We start from the raw sequence: 20,203 nt of genomic DNA on the forward strand, positions 1-20,203 counted from the left end.
GGAGGTATCAACCATGTCCAAGCAGCACCCACGCATCGTGGACCTGAGCGAGACGGAACCCAACCGACGGCGCGGAGGTGACCTCAGGACCCTGCTCACGCCGGCCACCGTGGGCTCCACCAGCGGGTTCATGGGGCTGGCCGTCATCAAGCCCGGCGAACGGATCGGCGAGCACTACCACCCGTACTCCGAGGAGTTCGTGTACGTCGTCAGCGGCGCGCTCGAAGTGGACTTGGACGGCGAGCCGTTCGCGCTCCGCGCCGAGCAGGCACTGATGATCCCGGTCGACATGCGGCACCGTTTCCGCAACGTCGGCGACCAGGAGGCCCGTATGGTGTTCCACCTGGGGCCGCTCGCACCGCATCCCAGCCTCGGCCACGTCGACACCGAGGAGACCGAGAGCGCCGTCGCCGGGCCGCAGTTGAAGGTCGGCGGTCCCGAGCACGGCCGGCCGGCCGAGCCGAGCGAGGCCATAAAATGACCCGGCGAGTGGCCGTCACCGGTATAGGTGTGGTCGCTCCCGGCGGCATCGGAGCGACGGCGTTCTGGGATCTTCTCGCAGCCGGCCGCACCGCGACCCGCGGCATCACCCTGTTCGACCCGGCGGGCCTGCGTTCACGCATAGCCGCCGAGTGCGACTTCGACCCCTACGAGCACGGCCTGGACGCGGAGCTGTGCCAACACGCGGACCGCTACATCCAGTTCGCCGTGGTGGCGGCCGGTGAGGCTGTGCGCGACTCCGGTCTCGACACCGCGGCCGTGGATCCCTGGCGCACCGCGGTCTCCCTGGGCAGCGCCGTCGGCGGCACCACCCGGCTGGAAAGCGACTACGTGCGGGTCAGCGAGCGCGGCCGGCGCTGGGACGTGGACCACCGGAAGGCGGAGCCGAAGCTGCATCTGGCCTTTTCGCCCAGCACCCTCGCCTCGGTCGTCGCCGAGCAGTTCGACGCCCGGGGCCCGGTGCAGACCGTCTCCACCGGCTGCACCTCCGGTCTCGACGCGGTCGGCTACGCCTTCCACACCATCGCGGAGGGCCGGGCCGACGTCTGCATCGCGGGGGCGTCGGACTCGCCGATCTCACCGATCACGATGGCCTGCTTCGACGCCATCAAGGCTACGTCGCCGAACAACGACGACCCCGAGCACGCCTCCCGTCCGTTCGACGCCCACCGCGACGGATTCGTGATGGGCGAGGGCGCGGCGGTGCTCGTCCTCGAGGAGTACGAGCACGCGCGGGCCCGCGGAGCGGAGATCCTCTGCGAGATCAGCGGCTACGCCACCTACGGCAACGCCTACCACATGACCGGTCTGACCAGCGAGGGTCTGGAGATGGCCCGGGCGATCGACACCACGCTGGAGCAGGCCCGGATCGACCCCACGCTGATCGACTACGTCAATGCGCACGGGTCCGGCACCCGGCAGAACGACCGGCACGAGACGGCCGCCGTGAAGCGGTCGCTGGGCGCGCACGCCCATGAGACGCCGATGAGCTCCATCAAGTCGATGGTGGGGCACTCACTGGGTGCGATCGGCGCGATCGAGGTGGTCGCGTGCGTTCTCGCGCTCAAGCACCAGGTCGTGCCGCCGACGGCGAACTACGAGACCCCCGACCCGGAGTGCGACCTGGACTACGTGCCGCGCACCGCGCGGCCGCGGAAGCTGACCAACGTGCTCTCCGTCGGCAGCGGGTTCGGCGGCTTCCAGTCCGCGGTGCTGCTGACGGGAACGGGCGGGAGGACACGATGAGCAATCGGCGCCCCCGGCGCGCTGCCGTCACCGGTATCGGTGTGGTCGCGCCCAACGGACTGCGGACCGACGCCTACTGGAAGTCCGTCCGCGAAGGCCTCACCGTCCTGGACCTGATCGGCCGCGAGGGCTGCGATCATCTGCCGCTGCGGGTGGCGGGCGAGGTCCGTTCCTTCGACCCCGCGGCCCTGATCGAGGACCGGTTCCTGGTGCAGACCGACCGGTTCAGCCACTTCGCGATGGCCGCGGCCGCCCTCGCCCTCGACGACGCCGGGCTCGGCGGTGAGCCCGAAGAGCCCTTCTCGGTCGGGGTGGTCACCGCCGCCGGATCCGGTGGCGGTGAGTTCGGCCAGCGCGAGCTGCAGAAACTGTGGGGGCAGGGCTCCAAGTTCGTCGGCCCCTACCAGTCCATCGCCTGGTTCTACGCCGCGAGCACCGGCCAGATCTCCATCCGCGGCGGCCTCAAGGGGCCCTGCGGGGTGGTGGCGAGCGACGAGGCGGGCGGTCTGGACTCCCTCGCCCAGGCGGGCCGGGCCGTGCGGCGCGGTACCGATGTCATGGTCGTGGGCGCCGCGGAGGCGCCCCTCGCCCCGTACTCGATGGTGTGCCAGCTCGGCTACCCCGAACTGAGCACCCTCGACGACCCGGACCGCGCCTACCGCCCGTTCACCGAGAAGGCCTGCGGCTTCGTGCCCGCCGAGGGCGGCGCCCTGCTCGTCGTCGAGGACGAGGACCGGGCCCGCGAGCGCGGGGTGCCGGTACGGGCGACCGTGGCCGGCCATGCCGCCACGTTCATCGGGGCCTCCCGCTGGGCGGAGTCCCGGGAGGGCCTGGTCCGCGCGATCCGCGGCGCCCTCGACGAGGCGGAGTGCGCTCCGGAGGAGATCGACGTGGTGTTCGCCGACGCCATGGGCGTCGTGGAGGCGGACCGCGCCGAGGCGCTGGCGATCGCCGACGTCTTCGGCGCGCGCGGCACCCGGGTGCCGGTCACGGCGCCCAAGACCGGCATCGGCCGTGCCTACTGTGCGGCACCCGTGCTGGACACGGTCGCCGCGGTGCTCGCCATGGAGCACGGCCTGATCCCTCCGACGCCCAACGTGTTCGACATCTGCCACGACCTCGACCTGGTGATGTCGCACGCTCGCCCCGCCGAGCTGCGCACCGCCCTCGTCCTCAGCAGGGGACTGATGGGCTCCAACGCGGCGCTGGTCGTGCGCCGCGGTGACGATTCCGCCCGGTAGGCCCGGGCGGGGAAGGAGCAGTCACCCATGATCACCACCGAAGTGACCTTCGACGAGCTGTCCGCCCTGATGAAGCAGGCGGCCGGCATCACCGTCGACCCGCGGGAGCTCAAGGAGGCCGCGGAGTCCCCGTTCGACTCCTTCGGCCTGGACTCGCTCGGTCTGCTCGGCATCGTCGGCGAGCTGGAGAACCGGTACGGCCAGTCGCTGCCCCCCGACTCGGAGCGCTGCAGGACGCCCCGGGAGTTCCTGAACCTCGTCAACAGCACCCTCACGGCTGGAGCCTGAACATGGCCGGACACACCGAGAACAGCATCACCATCGACGCTCCCCTCGACCTCGTGTGGGAGATGACCAACGACCTGGAGAACTGGCCGCGGCTCTTCAGCGAGTACGCGTCCGTGGAGATCCTCTCCCGCGAGGGCGACACGACGACGTTCCGGCTGACCATGCACCCCGACGAGAACGGGAAGGTGTGGAGCTGGGTGTCGGAGCGCACCCCGGACCGCGAGAAGCGGATCGTCCGTGCCCGCCGGGTGGAGACGGGCCCGTTCGCCCACATGGACATCCTGTGGGAGTACGCGGAGCTGCCGGGCGGTGTCCAGATGCGCTGGACGCAGGACTTCGCGATGAAGCCCGACGCCCCGGTCGACGACGCGTGGATGACGGACAACATCAACCGCAACTCCCGTACGCAGATGGCCCTCATCCGGGACCGGATCGAGCAGGTCGCCCGCGACAGCGAGAGCGCGTCCGTCGCGTCCTCGCGCTGAGCGCCGGTCCACGAAGGACACCGGCAGGACAGGGAAGGACACCCATGCACCACGCCCTCATCGTCGCCCGGATGAAGCCCGGCTCGGCGCCGGACATCGCCGATGTGTTCGCCGCCTCCGACCGGGGTGAACTCCCCCATCTGGTCGGTGTCAGCCGGCGCAGTCTGTTCCAGTTCGGGGACGACGTGTACCTGCACCTCATCGAGGCCGAGCGGGACCCGGCGCCCGCCATCGCGAAGGTGGCCTCGCACCCCGAGTTCCGCCGCATCAGCGAGCAGCTGGAGGCGTACGTCAGTCCGTACGACCCGGCGACGTGGCGCAGCCCGAAGGACGCCATGGCGCAGTGCTTCTACCGCTGGGAGCGCGGCGCCGGCTCCTGAGCCCGCACACCCCGAGGCCGCCGGTCCCGCGTCAGTCGCGGAGCCGGCGGCCTCGGGTGTGCGGCGCCTTCCGGGTCAGCCGGTCACGGTGCACTCGAAGGCGTGGAGGTACGCGTTCACCGGGCGGATCTCGTCGATGACCAGGCCCGCGTCGGTCAGGCGGTCGACCATGCTCTGCCGGGTGTGCTTGGCTCCGCCGACGTTGAGGAGGAGCAGCAGGTCCATGGCGGTGGTGAACCGCATCGACGGGGTGTCGTCGACGAGGTTCTCGATGACCACGACGCGGGCTCCGGGCCGCGCCGCCGCGCGGACGTTCGCCAGGGCCCGGCGGGTGCTGTCGTCGTCCCACTCCAGGACGTTCTTGATGATGTACACGTCCGCCTCGACGGGGACCGCCTCCCGGCAGTCACCGGCCACGACGTCGACCCGGCCGGCGAGTGCGCCGCCCGGGCGCAGCCGGGGGTCGGCGTTCTCCACGACGCCCGGCAGATCGAGCAGGGTGCCGTGGAGGTGTGCGTGCTTCTCCAGCAGGCTGGCCAGGACGTGCCCCTGGCCGCCCCCGATGTCCACGACCGAGGAGGCGTCGTCCAGGTCGAGGAGCAGGGCCACGTCACGGGCGGACTGCTCGCTGGACGTCGTCATCGCCCGGTTGAAGACATGGGCGGACTCCGGGGCGGAGTCGTTGAGGTAGGTGAAGAACTCCCGGTCGTACACGTCCTCGAAGACGTTGCGGCCGGAGCGCACCGCCTCGTCGAGCAGCGGCCAGACGTTCCAGGTCCACGGCTCGGTGCACCACAGGGCGATGTAGCGCAGGCTGTGCGGGTCGTCCTCGCGCAGCAGCCGGGACATCTCGGTGTGCTCGAAGGTGCCGTCGGGGTTCTCGGTGAAGACGCCCTGGCAGGACAGTGCGCGCAGCAGCCGGCGCAGGGTGTGCGGCTGGGTCTTCACCGCGGCCGCCAGGTCGTCGACGGTCACGGGGCCCTCGTCGAGGGCGTCGGGAACGCCCAGACGCACGGCCGCGCGTACGGCGGCGGCGCAGGCCGCCCCGAATACGAGCTCCCTCAGCCGCATGGGCGGCGGGGGAGCCGGATCAACGGTGGTCATCCGTTGCCTCGCTTCTGCTGTTGTGCAGTGGGTGGGGGATGCGGGCGCGGGTCGGCGCGGTTCAGCACATACCGGCGGGCTCGGAGAGCGTGCAGGTGTTGCGGCTGAAGGTGTTGGTCTTGGCGGTGTCCCGGTCGGCCAGGTCGGCCGGGCTGTTGCCGGTCACGAGGTTGTCGCGGATCTCGTTGCGCTCGCTGGGCGTGCCGACGAGGCTCTTGAAGAGCACGATGCCGCCGGACAGCGGGGAGGTGCCCTTGTTGTTCTCCACCCGGTTGAAGGCGACCACCGTCTTCTCGACGCCGGTGAGGACGATGCCGGAGCCCTGGAGGAACGGCAGGCGCGGTGTCTTGGCGCAGTACTTGTTGTTGGCGTGGACGCGGTTGTACTTCACGTCGAGGTGGCCGGCGCGGGGCGTGGACTCGTCGCCCACGACGAACACGGCGGCGCAGTTGCCGGTGGCCTCGTTGTGGGTGACGCTGAGGTTCCGCAGGCGCCGTACGGTGACGCCGACCCGGTTGCCTTCCGTCGTGTTGTGCCGGACGACGGTCTTCCGGGCGTCCCGGGCGCCTTCCTCGGTGTCGACGGTGTTGGCGACGAAGATGCCCGCGTCGCCGTTGTTCCGTGCCACGTTGTGGCTGATGACGCTGTGTACGGAGCGCTCCTCGGCGATGCCCCACTGGCCGTTCTTCTCGGCGGTGACGTAACGGACCTTCAGTCCCTCGGTCCCGGTGGCCCACAGCCCGTTCTTGGCGTATCCACGGACCGTCAGGGACCGCACGCCGACGTCCTCGACGGGCTTTGTGTCGGTGCCGGTGACACAGATGCCGTTGCCGGCCTTGGCGCAGGCGCCCTTGGCCGTCTTGGCGGGCAGCAGGACGGTGCGGTTCGCGCCGTGGCCGCGCAGGGTGATGTCCGATTCGGTAATGGAGACGCTCTGCCGGAAGGTGCCGGGGGCGAGGAGGACGGTGTCCCCCGGCTCGGCGGCGTCGACGGCCTTCTGGATCGACTGGCCGGGCTGCACGCGGTGCACGGTGGGGTGGTGCCCGACCGACGGGGCGGCCCCCAGTCCGGCGGCCAGGACGGCAGCGGTGCATGCGAGATACGCGAGGTGTCGTCTGTTCATGAGCCGAAGCTATGAGCGGGGGTTCCGCCCCGCCACCGGTGATCACCCAGCTGGGCGCGGTGACCGTATCCCGGTGTCGTGGGAGGGCGGGCGCCGCCCGTGCGGGCGGCACCGGGGACGGCCGTCGCCGCCTCGCGGGCGGCGACGGCGGTGTCCTCATCCGGTCGCGTCCGCCCCGGTGGGCAGGGGCGGTTCCCTGCCGATGCGCCGTAGCTCCTCGTCGGTGAGCAGGCGGGAGCGGAGCAGGAACCGTACGCCCTCGGGGGCCTCCAGGGAGAAGCCGCTGCCCCGGCCGGCGACCACGTCCACGGTGAGGTGGGTGTGCGACCAGTACGCGTACTGGTCGGCGCTCATCCAGAACGGGGCGTCGCCCGCCACGTGCCCGAGCAGGACGTCCGAGGCGCCGACCCGGAACTCTCCTCGCGGGTAGCACATGGGCGCGCTGCCGTCGCAGCACCCGCCGGACTGGTGGAACATCACCGGGCCGTGCGTGTGGACGATGCGCCGCACCAGTTCCTCGGCGGCCGGGGTGAGTGCGACGCGCCGGGTGCGGGCCTCCATCAGAAGAACCCGAGCTTCTGCCCGGAGTAACTGACGAGCAGGTTCTTCGTCTGCTGGTAGTGGTCGAGCATCATCTTGTGGTTCTCGCGGCCGATGCCGGACTTCTTGTAGCCGCCGAAGGCCGCGTGCGCCGGGTACGCGTGGTAGCAGTTGGTCCACACCCGGCCGGCCTTGATTCCGCGGCCCAGGCGGTAGGCGGTGTTGCCGTCCCGGGTCCACACGCCGGCGCCGAGGCCGTACAGCGTGTCGTTGGCGATCTTGAGGGCCTCGTCGACCGAGTCGTAGGTGGTGACGGAGACGACCGGGCCGAAGATCTCCTCCTGGAAGATCCGCATGTCGTTGGTGCCGCGGAAGATCGTCGGCTCGACGTAGTAGCCGCCCTCCAGGCCCGGCACGGCCCTCGGGGTGCCGCCGGTGAGGACCTCGGCTCCCTCCTGCCGGCCGATGTCGATGTAGGAGAGGATCTTCTCGTACTGGTCGTTGCTGGCCTGTGCGCCGATCATGGTCTCCGGGTCCAGCGGGTCACCGCTGACGACGGCCTTGGTCCGCTCCACGCAGCGGGCCATGAACTCGTCGTACATGGACGTGTGGATGAGCGCGCGGGAGGGACAGGTGCACACCTCGCCCTGGTTCAGCGCGAACATCACGAAGCCCTCGACGGCCTTGTCCAGGAAGTCGTCGTCGGCGGCGGTGACGTCGGGCAGGAAGATGTTGGGGCTCTTGCCGCCCAGTTCCAGCGTGACGGGGACGATGTTCTCGCTGGCGTACTGCATGATCAGGCGCCCGGTGGTGGTCTCGCCGGTGAAGGCGACCTTGGCGACCCGGGCGCTGGAGGCGAGCGGCTTGCCCGCTTCGGCACCGAAGCCGTTGACGACGTTGAGGACGCCCGGCGGGAGCAGGTCGGCGATCAGCTCGATCACGTACAGCAGACTGACCGGGGTCTGTTCGGCCGGCTTGAGCACCACGCAGTTGCCGGCCGCCAGCGCGGGCGCCAGCTTCCAGGCGGCCATCAGGATGGGGAAGTTCCAGGGGATGATCTGGCCGACCACGCCCAGCGGCTCGTGGAAGTGGTAGGCGACGGTGTCGGCGTCGATCTCGGCGATGCTGCCCTCCTGGGCGCGGACCACTCCGGCGAAGTAGCGGAAGTGGTCGATCGCCAGCGGGATGTCGGCGGCCAGCGTCTCGCGTACGGGCTTGCCGTTCTCCCAGGTCTCCGCGACGGCGATCTTCTCGAGGTTCTCCTCCATGCGGTCGGCGATCCGGTTGAGGATGTTCGACCGCTCCGCGACGGACGTGGCGCCCCACTTGGCCGCGGCGGTGTGCGCGGCGTCCAGGGCGAGCTCGACGTCGGCGGCGGAGGAGCGGGCGACCTCGCAGAACGTCGCACCGGTCACCGGTGTCGGGTTCTCGAAGTACCGTCCCTCGACGGGGGCGACCCAGTCCCCGCCGATGAAGTTGTCGTACCGCGATGCGAAGTCGACGATGCTGCCGTCCGTTCCCGGCTGCGCGTACACCATGGCGGCTCTCCTCGAGGGGTGGCGAGTGCGGTGGTCCGACGGTCCGGTCCGCCGTGACGGACGGCACTGTGCGTCCCCGAGGTTGGCGCGAGGTTGGTGTCGCGCCGCGGTCGCGGGTCAGTACCGCAGGGCGGTGGTGAGGCGGCCCATGGCGAGGGCGCGGCGGGTGTCGTGCGGGTGGAGCAGGCGCAGCGCGTGCTCGTGCACCTCCACGTCGTAGGGGGCCCGTTCGCCGTACCGGAGGGCGTGGTCCGGGCTGGTGCCGGCCAGCACGGCCTCGCGCACGGCCACTTCCAGGTGCGTGCGCCACTCCTCGATGCCGGGAGCCTCGGAGCGGGGCAGCAGCGGGCCGCGGTACAGGCGCAGCGCGGTCTCCACGTCCCCCTGTTCCAGCGCGTGCAGCACCTCGCGGGCGTCACAGGACACGGGAGTGGTCAGCGCGTAGCGGCGGGTGGCGACGCCGCCGTGGAGGGCGCGGCGCAGATGGGAGATCTCCGCCTTGAACGTCGACGCGGTGACCGTCCGGTCGCCGTACAGGGCGGCGCGGAGCCGGCCGGGCGTGAAGCCGTCCGGCTCCAGTGCGAGCAGCGTGAGGATCTCCAGTTGCCGCGGCCGCAGGGGCAGGGCTGCTCCGTCGCGGGCGGCTTCCCCGGCGCCGAGGCAGGTCAGTCGCACGGGGGCCGTGTCGGTGCGGGGCGGTTCGGTGCGCAGCCGGGACTCGATGGTGGCGACCAGGGAGCGCACGGTGGCCATGGCCAGCGGGTTGGAGCGGTCCCAGGTGGTGGACATGTCCAGCACGCCCAGGACCCGCCCGTCCGGGCCGTGCACGGGAGCGCAGTAACAGACCCAGCCGTGCAGGGCGGTGACCAGGTGTTCGGCGGAGAAGACGGAACTGGGGCGACCGGTGCGCAGGGCGAGGGACAGGGCGTTGGTGCCCATGGCGCCCTCGTCCCACCGGCCGCCGGGCGCGAAGTTGACGCGCTCGGCCCGTCGCCGCATGGTGCGTCCGCCGCACGTCCACAGGATGGTGCCGGTCTCGTCGGTGACCGCGGTGACGAATCCCGCGTCCTCCGCTATGGCGCGCAGTTCGTCCGTGAGACCGGCGACCGGCCGGCGCAGCGGCGAGCCGAGCCACCGGCGGTGCACCGCTCCCCCGTCGGTGACGGGGGCGCTGTCCAGCGCCGGGTCCACGCTGTTCAGTGAGCGCAGCCAGGACTCGGTGACGTCCCGCCTCAGTGCCTCGGCACCGAGGGGCCGGGTGCCGGCGGCCTTCATCTGCGGGACACAGCGGGACCACGCGCTCTCCAGCATGGCCCGGTGCTGCCGCAGGTCACTGCGCTGTGACATGTGCTCTTCCCTGCCGTCCGACGGGAACAACCGTCCATCGCCCGCGAGGACCGCGCCGGGGCGGGGTCCTCGGCCCGATGTCTGTGTTATCCGTCAGTCCGGCGTCAAAAGCAAGGTGCGTGTGCCTTGTCGTGCGGCCGCTCAGCCGGAGTTCTCGCGCAGCAGGTTCAGCTCCCGGTTCATCTCGGTCAGGAACCGCGCGACGACCATCAGTTCGGCGGGGGTGAAGCGGCCGCGCGCGGCGTCGGTGCTCCGGGCCAGGGGCCGGAAGTAGTCCCTGGCGACGGTCCTGGCCCCTTCCGCGTACTCCAGGTGCACGACTCGGCGGTCGCCGGCCGCCCGCACGCGCCGGATGTGGCCCGCTCTCTCCAGCCGGTCGACGCAGGCGGTCACCGCGCCGGACGTGAGGTTGAGCTGCTTGCGCAGGCGTCCGGGTGTCATGGGCTCGCCGTCGGCGTCGGGGTCGGCGTCCGCGTCGAGGATGGCGATCAGCGCCTGGACGTCGGTGAGGTGCAGCCCCTGGGACTGCGCGAAATCGTGGGCGATGCGGTTGAACTCGTTGTTCATCCGGCGCAACTGGACGGCGAAGGACTGCAACCCCGCCGGGTCGTGCCCCTGAATCGGTGTCGAGGGGGTACCGGTACCGCTCATGACTTCAGTATAGGATCACTCAATGATTGAGATACTCGATCATTGACTTAATTCGACTGCTCGTGGGGATGCTCATGAAGAACACGCCGCGCTGGGCCCGATGGCTCGTGCCCCTGGTCCTGCTGGTCGTCTGGCTGGGAGTGGGCGGGACGCTCGGGCCGTACGCGGGCAAGCTGGGCGAGGTGGCCACCAACGACCAGGCCACCTTCCTGCCGCGGAGCGCCGAGTCGACCCAGGTCCTCCGGGCGCGCGAGGCGTTCGACCAGTCCGGGACCCTGCCCGCGATCGTGGTCTGGACGACGGACGGAGCCCGGGTCGCGGACGCCCAGCAGAAGGAGGCGACGGCCGCCGTCGGCACGCTCGCCGGGGCCACGGGTGTGGTCGGCCGGCCCTCGCCGGCGGTGGTCTCCGAGGACGGCAGGGCCCTGCAGGCGGTGGTTCAGCTGGAGTCCGACCTGGGCGACGAACTGCCCGCGGTGCTGGACGAGGTGCGCGGGGCGGCGGACGGCGTGTCCGGGACCACGGCACGGATCGCCGGACCGGCGGCGACCCAGGCCGACCTGTCGGACGCGTTCTCGGGCATCGACGGACTGCTGCTGGGCGTGGCGCTCAGCGCCGTGCTGCTGATCCTGCTGCTGGTCTACCGCAGCGTCCTGCTGCCGTTCGTGATCATCCTGGGCTCCGTCTTCGCCCTGGGACTCGCCTGCGCCGTGGTCTACGCGCTGGCGGACCGGGACGTCGTCCAGGTGGACGGCCAGGTGCAGGGCATCCTCTCCATCCTCGTGATCGGCGCCGCCACCGACTACGCCCTGCTGCTGGCGGCGCGTTTCCGCGAGGAGCTCGCCGTGCGCGGTGACCGGGCCGCGGCCGCGGTGGCGGCCGTGCGCCGGTCCTTCGGCGCCATCGTGGCGAGCGCGGCCACCGTGGCGCTCGCCCTGCTGGCCCTGCTCGCCAGCGACCTCACCAACAACCGGGCCCTCGGACCGGTCGGCGCCATCGGCATCGTGTGCGCCGTGCTCTCCACGCTCACCTTCCTGCCGGCCGTGCTGGCCCTGCTGGGCCGGGCGGCGTACTGGCCCTCCCGGCCGAAGGCGACGGACGCGTCCGTGGAGGGCCACGGCGTGTGGCGCCGGGTCGCCGCGACGGTGGACCGCAGGCCGCGCCGGGTGTGGGCGCTGACCGCGCTGGTCCTCGCCGTCTTCGCGGCGTTCTCCCCCTCCCTGTCCGCCAAGGGCGTACCGCTCGACGAGATCTTCGTGAACGACGCGCCCTCGGTGGCCGCCCAGAAGGCGCTCGGCGAGCACTTCCCCGGCGGGTCCGGCAACCCGGCGGTCATCATCGCCGACGCCGGGCGCGCCGACGAGGTGACGGCCGCGGCGCGGGACACCGAGGGCGTGGCCTCGGCCGGCGCCGTGTCCGCCTCGGGACGGCCGGGGGGCGGCGAACCGCAGGTCGTCGACGGGCGCGTCCGCATCGACGCCACCCTGGAGGACGCGGCGGACAGCGACGCCGCCAAACGGACGATCGAGCGGCTGCGCGACACCGTGCACGCGGTGCCCGGGGCCGACGCGCTGGTCGGCGGATACACCGCGCAGCAGTACGACACCCAGGAGACCGCCGCGCAGGACCGTACCCTGATCGTTCCGGTGGTGCTCGGCATCATCCTGCTGATCCTCGTGCTGCTGCTGCGCTCCCTGCTCGTACCTGTTCTGCTGGTCGCGACCGTGGCGCTCAACTTCCTGGCGACCCTCGGTGTCTCGACGCTCGTCTTCGAGCACCTGCTCGGATTCACCGGTACGGACGCCTCCGTACCGCTGTACGGATTCGTGTTCCTGGTCGCTCTCGGCGTCGACTACAACATCTTCCTGATGTCCCGGGTGCGGGAGGAGGCGCTCGTGCACGGCACCCGGCAGGGCGTGCTGCGCGGGCTGACCACGACCGGCGGGGTGATCACCTCGGCGGGTGTGGTGCTCGCCGCGACGTTCGCCGCCCTGATGGTCATCCCGCTGGCGTTCCTGGTGCAGATCGCGTTCATCGTGGCCTTCGGGGTGCTGCTCGACACCCTCGTGGTGCGGTCACTGCTCGTCCCCGCCCTGGTGCTCGACATCGGCCCGCCGGCGTGGTGGCCGAGCGCCCTGTCCCGGCGCACCTCCGAACCGGCGACCGGGGCCGGGCCCGTGGGGTGAGGGCGGTCCGCTCAGCCACCCTCGTCGAACGTGCGCCGGTGTTCCCGGTTCCGCCGTGAGCAGGCGGGCACTCGTGCCCGGTCGGACCCCGGCGGCACGGGACACCGCGCACGTTCGGCGACGCCCGGTCAGGGGCCGGGCGCCGTCCCGCCGCAGGGAGATCGTCATGCCGCAGCCACCGCCCCGGGACACGCCGAGATCCTCTTCATCGGCAACGCCACCCTGCTGATCCGTTACGGGGACCTGACTCTGCTGACGGACCCGAACTTCCTCCACCGGGGCCAGTTCGCCCACCTCGGCCACGGGCTCGTGTCGCGCCGGCTGTCCGAGCCGGCCCTCGATGTCGCCGACCTGCCCCACGGGGACCTGGACGCGGTGGTGCTGTCGCAACTGCACGGCGACCACTTCGACCGAGTGGCCCGGCGCGGCCTGGACCCGCGGTCTGCCCTTCGTCACGACGCCGCACGCCTCCCGGTGCCTCCAGGGCCTGTTCGGGATTCGGGTTCCACCGCGCGGTCGGTCTGCGCACGTGGCAGAACCACACGCCCCTGCGCGGCGACTCCCTGGTGCGGGTCACCTCGCCGCCCGGACGTCACGCACCGGGCCCGTCCGCGCCGCGTGCCGCCGGTCCACCACGACGGCTACCCGGTGTTCAGGTCACCGCTCTCCGACTTCCTCACCGAGGCAGGACGCCGGGGGTACGGCGCACACCTCCTGCGGTGTTCTCGGGGCGAGCGGGTGACGGTCGGCGCCTTTGGCGTGGCCCCCGGGCGGCCGTGATCCTTCTTCGGTGCCTGGATGCCGTTGCGGCACGCCGGGCGTAGTGTCCGCATATGCGCGGGATACGGTGTGACTGGTGGGGTGCAGTCCCGCCGGGGTCGGTCGCCATGCCGCAGCGGGATCGGACGGAAAGCTGATGGAAACCGCGATGGCCGCCGTGGTGCGGGAAAGCGGCGCATACGGCGGGCTGCTGTATGTCCTGCCGCCGGACGACGAAGCGCTGTCGCTGATCTTGGTGGCCGGCGTGCCGAACGAGCTCGCGATTCCATGGCGGCGCGTCGCACTGACCGACCCGATGCCGGTGGCGGACGCCGTGCGCGAACGGCGCCTGGTGTGGATCGGCGGTCAGGAGGAGATGGCCCGCCGCTATCCGCGGCCGGCCCTCGTGCTGCCGTACGACTTCGCGCTGTCCGCTGCCCCGGTCGGTTCGGGGGACACGGTGCGCGGCGGGCTGGTGCTGCTGTGGTCCGGGGACCGGCCGCCCGACCTGACCCCCGTCGAGCGCGAGGCGATCGAGTCGGGCTGCCGCCTCTTGGGGACGATCTTCCAGCAGGCCGCGGAGCGGGGCGACCCGGTACGGGTCGCGGAGCGTCCGCGGACCCTGCCCCTGGCGACCGGGCATACCCGCCCCCCGGACGAGGCGGCCGCCGCCGCGGCCTTCATCGACCGGCTGCCCGGTGGTTCCTGTGGCCTGGACAATCACGGCCGCATCACCTTCATCACCCCTGCCTGCGCCGGCCTCCTCGGCCGTGACCGCGAAGATCTGATGGGCGCGCTGCCCTGGGAGGCCCTGCCCTGGATGGACGTCCCCCAGGTCGAGGACCGCTACCGGGCCGCGCTGGTCAGCCGACAGCCGCAGAAGTTCACCGTCCTGCGCCCGCCACGGACGTGGCTGGCCTTCGAGCTGCATCCGGACCCCTCCGGCATCAGCGTCCGCATCACCGCCACCGACCCGTCCGAGAGCGCTCCCGCCCCGCCCTCCGTGCCGGCCGCCGGCCCCAGCCGCGCCACCCTGCTCTACCACCTGATGCAGCTGGCGGCCACGCTGACGGAGGCCGTCGGTGTCCAGGACGTGGTGGACCAGACCGCCGACCAGCTCCTGCCCGCACTCGGTGCCCAGGGCATGGTGCTGATGACCGCCGACGACGGCCGGCTGAGGATCATCGGTCACCGCGGCTACAGCGCCGAACTCGCACGACGCTTCGAGTCCGTCCGTCTGAGCTCGGACATGCCCGTGGTCAGAGTTCTCACCACCGGCATCCCGGGCTTCTATCCGACGTTCGCGGACCTGCAACGTGACTATCCGTCCACCGCGCACGAGGACGAGATGGCCGCCTGGGCCATCCTGCCGCTGATCGCCTCCGGCCGGCCCAAGGGCTCACTGCTCATCTCCTACCGCAAGCGCCATCCCTTCCCGCCCGGTGAACGCGCCGTCCTGACCTCGATCGCGGGTCTGATCGGACAGGCACTGGACCGCGCCCGCCTCTACGACAGCAAGCACGAACTCGCCCACCGCCTGCAGTCCGCCCTGCTGCCGCACCAGCTTCCCGACGTCCCCGGCCTGAGGGTCGCCGCACGCTACCTCCCGGCGGCCCGGGGCCTGGGTATCGGCGGCGACTTCTACGACCTCATCCGCCTCGACGAGCGCACCGCGGGCGCTGCGATCGGCGACGTGCAGGGGCACAACGTGGACGCCGCCGCGCTCATGGGACAGGTCCGCACCGCCGTCCATGCCCACGCCACCGTGGGCTCGTCCCCCGACCGGGTCCTGGCCGGCACCAACCGCCTGCTCAACGACCTCGAGCCGGACCTGTTCACCAGCTGCGTCTACGTCCACCTCGACCTCGCCGGCCGCAGCGCCCGCCTGGCCAGCGCCGGCCATCCGCCGCCCCTGCTGCGCCATGCCGACGGACGCACCGAACCCGTCCTGGTACCCCCCGGCCTCCTGCTCGGGATCGAGCCGGACTCCCGCTACGCGACAAGGGAATTCCCGCTGCCGCCCGGCTGTGTGCTCGTCCTCTACACCGACGGGCTCGTCGAAGCCCCTGGTGTGGATCTCGACGACGCCATCGCGGCCCTCGCCGGGCTCCTCGAACACGAGGACCCGGCCGACCTGGACGCCATGGCCGACGCGCTCATGCGCCATGCACCCACTCCCGGCGACGACATCGCGCTGCTGCTGATCAGCCCCTGCTGAGGGTGGACGACGCCCCCGCCACCGCGCCGCGGCCCCCGTCGCCCGGCCCGGAAGCGCAACCGGCGGCCACCGGGCATCACCCGCCGGACGGACAGCGTTCCCGCACGCGGCCCAGGCCGTGTTTCAGGACGCGGCCGGAGGGTGACTCCGACACTGACGTGGGTACCACGGCTCCTCGGTGAGAGGTGGCCGCCCACGTCCGACGGTCGTCTCCCCACCTGGCCCGACACCCCCTGAGGCCCATGTCCACCCCACCAGCCGCCGCCGTGCACCGGACGCGCGACGCCGCCGCGCCGGAGCCGTCCTCGGACGAACTCGACGCGCTGTTGCGCGAGCTGTCCGCGCAACCTCCGGGGCCGCGCAGGGCCGCCCTCCGGGACCAGGTCATCCGTCGGCTGCTGCCGATGGCGCGGCGTGTCACCCGCCGCTTCCAGCGCCACGGGGAGGAGTTCGACGATCTCCTGCAGGTCGCGTGTCTCGGGCTGATCAAGGCCGTCGACGGCTACGACCCCGCCCTGGGCCACGCCTTCCTGTCCTACGCGCTGCCCAAGGTCACCGGTGAACTCCGGCGCCACCTGCGCGACCGCACGACCACGGTGCGGCTGCCCCGACCCTTCCAGGAGGCGAGCGGCCGGATCCTGCAGGCCGTCGGGGAACTCGAACAACGGTTCGGCGGCTCCCCTCCCACGACCGATCAGATCGCCGCGCACACCGGGCTCGGGCGGGACCGCGTGCTGTCCACACTGCGTGCGGTGCACGCATGCCGTCCACGGTCCCTCGACGAACCCGCCGGGCACGGCCGGCAGTCCCCGCTCGCCTGTCTGATCGGTGCCGAGGACCCCGCCCTGGAACGGGTGGTCGACACGGTGGCGCTCGCCGCCCTGGTGAAGCAGCTGCCGGAGCGCGACCGCCGGGTGCTCCATCTGCGCTTCTACCGGGAGCGCACCCAGCAGCAGATCGCGGACGCCATCGGCGTCTCCCAGATGCAGGTGTCGCGCATCCTGCGGCGCTGCCTCGACCGGCTCCGCGGGGCGCTCCTGGCGGGCGAGCCGGGCACGGGTTCTGGGGACGGGGTGCCGGGTCCGGTCACCGGCCGTACGGTCCGGCCGGCGCGCCCCGCGTGCGTGCGCCGGATCGCGGCGGAGCCGCACGGTCCCGAGCGGTCCCCCGGCCGGGCACCCTGCGCGGCGAACTCCGCCCGGCCGCCGGGCCCGGCCCCTGGGACCGCGCCGGCCCCTGTCCCGCGGGCCCCGGACGCCCCAAGGCTGCGGACCCCGGCCGCCGGTGCCGGGTGCCGGGTCCGGCATGGCGGCGGGCGCCCGGTGCGGCGGTGGTCCGTGGGGAGGCGGGGGTCCGGGCCGTCCGGCTCGCGTCGGCGGTGGTCGTGCGCCGGGGGCGCACCGCGGCTCCCGAGGGCGTGGACACCCGCTCACCATCGGACCCAGCTCCTCTGCCGGCCCGCCCGTCCCCCGCCTGCCACCGAGCGCACCGAGAAGAAGCACCTTCCCCGCCCGGGTCTGTCCCGCCTGCCGCCGCGTGCGTGACACCGACGCGGGTACGCGAGCCGACGAAGGAGCGCACCGTGAGGCGTCACCTGCGCGCGCTCCGGCGCGGATGGGAGTGGCTGGGCGTCGACGTCCTGCTGCGGCGCGGCCGTGACCTCGAACTGATGCACAGGGCCATGGGGTTCGCCACGCTCGCCCTGGTCACGCTGGCGCCGCTGCTCATCGTGATCGCCGCCGCCGATCCGCTCGGACGGGGCGGTTTCGCGGCCTGGCTGGCCGACGGCATGGGGCTGTCCGGACGGTCCGCGCGTGTGCTCGCGGAGATCATCAGCCCGCCGCGCGAGGTGATCGGCACGACCAGTCTGTGGGGCGTGGTGGCACTCGCCGCGTTCGGTATCCCGTTCGGCGGGAGTGTGCAGAACGGATACGAGCGGACCTGGAACCTGCCTCCCGGGCCGTGGCACCGGATCTGGCGTCAGGCGACCTGGCTGTGCGTCCTGACCGCGTACCTCTACCAGGAGGTGCTGACCCGCGACGCCATGTACGGGCCGGAGCGGATCACCCTCTCGCTGGTGACCGGCGTGCTGTTCTTCTGGTGGGGCCAGCGCTTCCTGCTGGGCGGCCAGGTCCGCTGGCGGCATCTGCTGCCGGGGGCGCTCGCCACCATGACGGGCCTGATCGGTCTGCGGGGCTTCTCCTACTTCGTCTTCACCCCGCTGATCGTCGACAACGCGATCAGCTACGGCACCGTCGGGGTCGTCCTCATCGTCGAGTCGTGGCTCATCGGCGTGGGGTTCGTCATCTTCGGCGGCGCCCTGTTCGGGCGCTGGCTCCTCGACCACCACGGGCACCGGTTCACCGACGACCTGCCCCCGACGGCCGGGACGCGAGCGGCCCGCGACAAGGGCTGACGGGCGCCGCGCCCGGCCCTTCCCCGGCCGTGGCGGCCGATCACACCGGGGACATGCCGGCCAGCGCGGTCACCCGTGCCAGCGCGTCTCCGCAGAAGAGCTCCCGCCCGCGGGCGACCCGCTGGTCGCGGTGGGCGCCGTCCGCCGACAGCCGCCGCAGCGCGCGCAGCAGGGCGGTGGCGTCCGTGGCGATCTCGGAGACGCCGAGCGCCGCCATCCGGCGTACGCCCTGCGCGCCGTGGCCCGGCAGCGGACGGTAGCCCACCACCGGCAGCCCGCAGGCCAGGGCCTGTACGGCGGTCTGGCCTGCGGCGTTGTCGACCAGGACCCGGGCCGCCCGCAGCAGGCCGGGCATGTCCGTGACCCAGTCCGGTACGAGCGCGCCGGGCAGCCCGGCCAGGCGGGCCCTCAGGCGTTCGTTCCGGCCGCACAGCACGACCGGGAGGTAACCGGCGGAGGTGAGCAGCCGGGCCGTCCCGTCCAGCTCGTCGGCCGCGCCCCAGGCACCGGCGGACAGGACGACGGGCGGGCGTCCGGGGGCGTGCCGATCGAAGCGCCGGCGCCATGCGGCGGCGCCGGGAGCCGGTGCGAAGAAGTCGGGTGCCACGACGGGACCGGTCGTCTCGACGGGCACGGGAAGGCTGCGCGCCACGTCCCGCGCGGCGTCGTCGGTGAGGCAGAGGTACAGGTCGTTGCCGGCGTGGAGCCACTGCCGGTGCACGGCGAAGTCGATCACCAGGACGGCGCTCGGGGCCCGCAGCCGCGCCCGTGCCCTGAGGTGGCCGGTCAGCTGGGCGGCCAGGTGGAAGACGGGGACCACCACGTCGGCGCCCGTGCGCTCCGCGAGGTCCGTCAGCCGGCCGCCCGCCAGCCGGGCGAGGGGGAGACCGCTGGGACGGTGCCGCGGGCCGGGGCGCAGCAGCGCGCGGTAGAGGCCGGCGTACACCCACGGGAAGTGCCGTACCGACGACTGGTAGAAGAAGCGCAGCCCGGTGCCCAGGCCGTGCGGAAGCAGCCGCAGGAGGTCCACGACCTGGGCGTCGTGGCCTTGTTCCCGGGCACGGCGGGCGAGTTCGCCGGCCACCGTGTCGTGACCGGCCCCCATGCTCGCGCTGACGATCAGCAGTCGCAGTCTGCCGTCCGCCGGGGCGTATCGGCGGGGAGCCGAGGACGGTGAGTGCACGGGATGCCGTGTCTCCCTCCGCTGCGCCGGTGAAACACGCCGTACGACGTTTCGGCGGCCGGACCCGGGATACTCCGGGATGTCATTCCCCGCCGAACGCCGGGAGCGGCCGCGGCCGACCGCGTTCCGGGCGTCCACCCTCGCAGCCGAGGTGCAGCCCATGTCTCACGCTTCCGGTGCCGGCACGGCCGGTGTGTCGTTCCCCCGGACGTCCGCCGCGCCGGCCTTCCCGGCCGGCGACGCCGGGCGCCCGCGCACCGCGCTGGTGACCGGTGCTTCCTCGGGCATCGGCGCCGCCGTGGCCCGGCGGCTCTCCGCGGAAGGATGGCGTCTGGTCCTCAACGGGCGGGACGCCGAACGTCTGAGCCGAGTCGCCGAGCGGGCGCCGGCGTCGGTCTTCCCTGCGGACCTGACGAAGCCCGGCGCCGAACAACGGCTGACCCGGTTCGCCCTCGACCGCACCGGCCGCGTGGACCTCCTGGTGGCCGGCGCGGGCATCGGCTGGGCCGGGACCTTCCGCACCATGCCGCCGTCCGCCCTCGAGGAGGTCGTCGAGGTCGATCTCCTCGCCACGTTGCGGCTGGTCCGGCAGGTGCTGCCGCACATGGTGGAGGCCGGTTCCGGGCGTCTGGTGCTGATCGGGTCCCTCGCGGGGACGGTGGGCGTGCGCGAGGAGGCCGTGTACTCGGCGGCCAAGGCCGCGCTGGGCGCCTTCGCCGACTCCCTGCGGTACGAGCTGCGCGGCAGCGGCGTCGCCGTCAGTCTCGTGGTGCCGGGAGTGGTGGACACCCCGTTCTTCGAGCGGCGCGGCACCCCCTACCGGCGGGCATGGCCCGGGCCGGTGCCTGCCGAGCGGGTCGCCGACGCCGTGTGGAGCGCGGTCGCGCGGGGCCGGGACGAGATCTACGTTCCCGGCTGGCTGCGGGTGCCCGCCCGGCTGCGCGGCGCGGCGCCCGGCCTGTACCGGCGGCTCGCCGCCGTGTTCGGCTGAACGGCGT

18 protein-coding genes and 1 pseudogene are annotated in these 20,203 nt (G+C 72.5%); 12 read left to right on the forward strand and 7 right to left on the reverse strand.

Annotated features, from left to right (window positions below; genetic code table 11):
• Positions 1–13 precede the first annotated feature (13 nt).
• The 6 genes from ACZ44S_RS18160 to ACZ44S_RS18185 are packed head-to-tail and all read left to right on the forward strand — an operon-like array spanning position 14 to position 4,140.
• Positions 14–481: a cupin domain-containing protein gene (locus ACZ44S_RS18160; protein ID WP_125509064.1), complete on the forward strand. Its 468-nt coding sequence runs from the start codon at positions 14–16 to the stop codon at positions 479–481.
• Positions 478–1,746 carry a beta-ketoacyl-[acyl-carrier-protein] synthase family protein gene (locus ACZ44S_RS18165; protein WP_466930058.1) on the forward strand — a complete coding sequence of 423 codons (1,269 nt, stop codon included), beginning with the start codon at positions 478–480 and terminating at the stop codon, positions 1,744–1,746. The genes ACZ44S_RS18160 and ACZ44S_RS18165 overlap by 4 nt, the downstream gene beginning before the upstream one ends.
• The gene (locus ACZ44S_RS18170) at positions 1,743–2,987 is read left to right on the forward strand and encodes a ketosynthase chain-length factor (RefSeq protein ID WP_466930060.1); all 1,245 of its coding nucleotides are present in this window, start codon (positions 1,743–1,745) and stop codon (positions 2,985–2,987) included. The genes ACZ44S_RS18165 and ACZ44S_RS18170 overlap by 4 nt, the downstream gene beginning before the upstream one ends.
• A 27-nt stretch (positions 2,988–3,014) precedes the next feature.
• The gene (locus ACZ44S_RS18175; protein ID WP_189558828.1) at positions 3,015–3,275 is read left to right on the forward strand and encodes an acyl carrier protein; all 261 of its coding nucleotides are present in this window, start codon (positions 3,015–3,017) and stop codon (positions 3,273–3,275) included.
• Positions 3,276–3,277: 2 nt separating this feature from the next.
• The gene (locus ACZ44S_RS18180) at positions 3,278–3,760 is read left to right on the forward strand and encodes an SRPBCC family protein (protein ID WP_125509056.1); all 483 of its coding nucleotides are present in this window, start codon (positions 3,278–3,280) and stop codon (positions 3,758–3,760) included.
• 44 nt (positions 3,761–3,804) lie between these two features.
• Positions 3,805–4,140: a TcmI family type II polyketide cyclase gene (locus ACZ44S_RS18185; protein ID WP_466930062.1), complete on the forward strand. Its 336-nt coding sequence runs from the start codon at positions 3,805–3,807 to the stop codon at positions 4,138–4,140.
• Positions 4,141–4,215: 75 nt separating this feature from the next.
• Here the strand turns inward: ACZ44S_RS18185 and ACZ44S_RS18190 are convergent, their stop codons facing one another.
• The 6 genes from ACZ44S_RS18190 to ACZ44S_RS18215 all read right to left on the reverse strand — a co-directional run bounded on the left by ACZ44S_RS18190 (position 4,216) and on the right by ACZ44S_RS18215 (position 10,443).
• A complete protein-coding gene (locus tag ACZ44S_RS18190; protein WP_466930065.1) occupies positions 4,216–5,244 on the reverse strand; it encodes a methyltransferase in 1,029 nt (342 codons plus the stop codon).
• A gap of 61 nt (positions 5,245–5,305) precedes the next feature.
• Positions 5,306–6,367 (reverse strand): right-handed parallel beta-helix repeat-containing protein, encoded by a 1,062-nt coding sequence (locus tag ACZ44S_RS18195; protein ID WP_466930067.1) that lies wholly within the window; start codon positions 6,365–6,367, stop codon positions 5,306–5,308.
• A 156-nt stretch (positions 6,368–6,523) separates the two neighbouring features.
• A complete protein-coding gene (locus ACZ44S_RS18200) occupies positions 6,524–6,928 on the reverse strand; it encodes a DUF779 domain-containing protein (RefSeq protein ID WP_466930070.1) in 405 nt (134 codons plus the stop codon).
• Positions 6,928–8,445, reverse strand: coding sequence for an aldehyde dehydrogenase (gene adh, locus ACZ44S_RS18205; protein WP_466930071.1), 1,518 nt, complete (start codon positions 8,443–8,445; stop codon positions 6,928–6,930). The genes ACZ44S_RS18200 and adh overlap by 1 nt, the downstream gene beginning before the upstream one ends.
• Positions 8,446–8,562: 117 nt before the next feature.
• Positions 8,563–9,792 (reverse strand): AfsR/SARP family transcriptional regulator, encoded by a 1,230-nt coding sequence (locus tag ACZ44S_RS18210; RefSeq protein WP_466930074.1) that lies wholly within the window; start codon positions 9,790–9,792, stop codon positions 8,563–8,565.
• A 141-nt stretch (positions 9,793–9,933) separates the two neighbouring features.
• Entirely contained in the window at positions 9,934–10,443 is a 510-nt protein-coding gene (locus ACZ44S_RS18215) for a MarR family winged helix-turn-helix transcriptional regulator (protein WP_466930077.1), read from the reverse strand.
• 74 nt (positions 10,444–10,517) lie between these two features.
• Between ACZ44S_RS18215 and ACZ44S_RS18220 the strand changes: the two genes are divergently transcribed.
• The 5 genes and pseudogenes from ACZ44S_RS18220 to ACZ44S_RS18240 all read left to right on the forward strand — a co-directional run bounded on the left by ACZ44S_RS18220 (position 10,518) and on the right by ACZ44S_RS18240 (position 18,022).
• Positions 10,518–12,629, forward strand: coding sequence for an MMPL family transporter (locus ACZ44S_RS18220; RefSeq protein WP_466930080.1), 2,112 nt, complete (start codon positions 10,518–10,520; stop codon positions 12,627–12,629).
• A gap of 198 nt (positions 12,630–12,827) precedes the next feature.
• Positions 12,828–13,409 (forward strand): annotated as a pseudogene (locus tag ACZ44S_RS18225) (MBL fold metallo-hydrolase).
• Positions 13,410–13,545: 136 nt separating this feature from the next.
• The gene (locus ACZ44S_RS18230) at positions 13,546–15,606 is read left to right on the forward strand and encodes a SpoIIE family protein phosphatase (protein WP_466930082.1); all 2,061 of its coding nucleotides are present in this window, start codon (positions 13,546–13,548) and stop codon (positions 15,604–15,606) included.
• Between the two features lie 242 nt (positions 15,607–15,848).
• A complete protein-coding gene (locus ACZ44S_RS18235) occupies positions 15,849–17,150 on the forward strand; it encodes a sigma-70 family RNA polymerase sigma factor (protein ID WP_466930084.1) in 1,302 nt (433 codons plus the stop codon).
• Positions 17,151–17,188: 38 nt separating this feature from the next.
• Positions 17,189–18,022 (forward strand): ribonuclease BN, encoded by an 834-nt coding sequence (locus tag ACZ44S_RS18240; RefSeq protein ID WP_466930086.1) that lies wholly within the window; start codon positions 17,189–17,191, stop codon positions 18,020–18,022.
• A 40-nt stretch (positions 18,023–18,062) separates the two neighbouring features.
• Here the strand turns inward: ACZ44S_RS18240 and ACZ44S_RS18245 are convergent, their stop codons facing one another.
• The gene (locus ACZ44S_RS18245; protein ID WP_466930248.1) at positions 18,063–19,127 is read right to left on the reverse strand and encodes an MGDG synthase family glycosyltransferase; all 1,065 of its coding nucleotides are present in this window, start codon (positions 19,125–19,127) and stop codon (positions 18,063–18,065) included.
• Between the two features lie 238 nt (positions 19,128–19,365).
• Between ACZ44S_RS18245 and ACZ44S_RS18250 the strand changes: the two genes are divergently transcribed.
• The gene (locus ACZ44S_RS18250) at positions 19,366–20,196 is read left to right on the forward strand and encodes an SDR family NAD(P)-dependent oxidoreductase (protein WP_466930088.1); all 831 of its coding nucleotides are present in this window, start codon (positions 19,366–19,368) and stop codon (positions 20,194–20,196) included.
• Positions 20,197–20,203 lie beyond the last annotated feature (7 nt).

The organism is Streptomyces malachitofuscus (assembly GCF_055571035.1).

What these genes read in the sequence shown, in the direction of transcription:
- ACZ44S_RS18160 (WP_125509064.1), top strand. Translation starts at nt 14, where the DNA reads ATGTCCAAGCAGCACCCACGCATCGTGGACCTGAGCGAGACGGAACCC.
- ACZ44S_RS18165 (WP_466930058.1), top strand. Translation starts at nt 478, where the DNA reads ATGACCCGGCGAGTGGCCGTCACCGGTATAGGTGTGGTCGCTCCCGGC.
- ACZ44S_RS18170 (WP_466930060.1), top strand. Translation starts at nt 1,743, where the DNA reads ATGAGCAATCGGCGCCCCCGGCGCGCTGCCGTCACCGGTATCGGTGTG.
- ACZ44S_RS18175 (WP_189558828.1), top strand. Translation starts at nt 3,015, where the DNA reads ATGATCACCACCGAAGTGACCTTCGACGAGCTGTCCGCCCTGATGAAG.
- ACZ44S_RS18180 (WP_125509056.1), top strand. Translation starts at nt 3,278, where the DNA reads ATGGCCGGACACACCGAGAACAGCATCACCATCGACGCTCCCCTCGAC.
- ACZ44S_RS18185 (WP_466930062.1), top strand. Translation starts at nt 3,805, where the DNA reads ATGCACCACGCCCTCATCGTCGCCCGGATGAAGCCCGGCTCGGCGCCG.
- ACZ44S_RS18190 (WP_466930065.1), bottom strand. Translation starts at nt 5,244, where the DNA reads ATGACCACCGTTGATCCGGCTCCCCCGCCGCCCATGCGGCTGAGGGAG.
- ACZ44S_RS18195 (WP_466930067.1), bottom strand. Translation starts at nt 6,367, where the DNA reads ATGAACAGACGACACCTCGCGTATCTCGCATGCACCGCTGCCGTCCTG.
- ACZ44S_RS18200 (WP_466930070.1), bottom strand. Translation starts at nt 6,928, where the DNA reads ATGGAGGCCCGCACCCGGCGCGTCGCACTCACCCCGGCCGCCGAGGAA.
- adh (WP_466930071.1), bottom strand. Translation starts at nt 8,445, where the DNA reads ATGGTGTACGCGCAGCCGGGAACGGACGGCAGCATCGTCGACTTCGCA.
- ACZ44S_RS18210 (WP_466930074.1), bottom strand. Translation starts at nt 9,792, where the DNA reads ATGTCACAGCGCAGTGACCTGCGGCAGCACCGGGCCATGCTGGAGAGC.
- ACZ44S_RS18215 (WP_466930077.1), bottom strand. Translation starts at nt 10,443, where the DNA reads ATGAGCGGTACCGGTACCCCCTCGACACCGATTCAGGGGCACGACCCG.
- ACZ44S_RS18220 (WP_466930080.1), top strand. Translation starts at nt 10,518, where the DNA reads ATGAAGAACACGCCGCGCTGGGCCCGATGGCTCGTGCCCCTGGTCCTG.
- ACZ44S_RS18230 (WP_466930082.1), top strand. Translation starts at nt 13,546, where the DNA reads ATGGAAACCGCGATGGCCGCCGTGGTGCGGGAAAGCGGCGCATACGGC.
- ACZ44S_RS18235 (WP_466930084.1), top strand. Translation starts at nt 15,849, where the DNA reads ATGTCCACCCCACCAGCCGCCGCCGTGCACCGGACGCGCGACGCCGCC.
- ACZ44S_RS18245 (WP_466930248.1), bottom strand. Translation starts at nt 19,127, where the DNA reads ATGGGGGCCGGTCACGACACGGTGGCCGGCGAACTCGCCCGCCGTGCC.
- ACZ44S_RS18250 (WP_466930088.1), top strand. Translation starts at nt 19,366, where the DNA reads ATGTCTCACGCTTCCGGTGCCGGCACGGCCGGTGTGTCGTTCCCCCGG.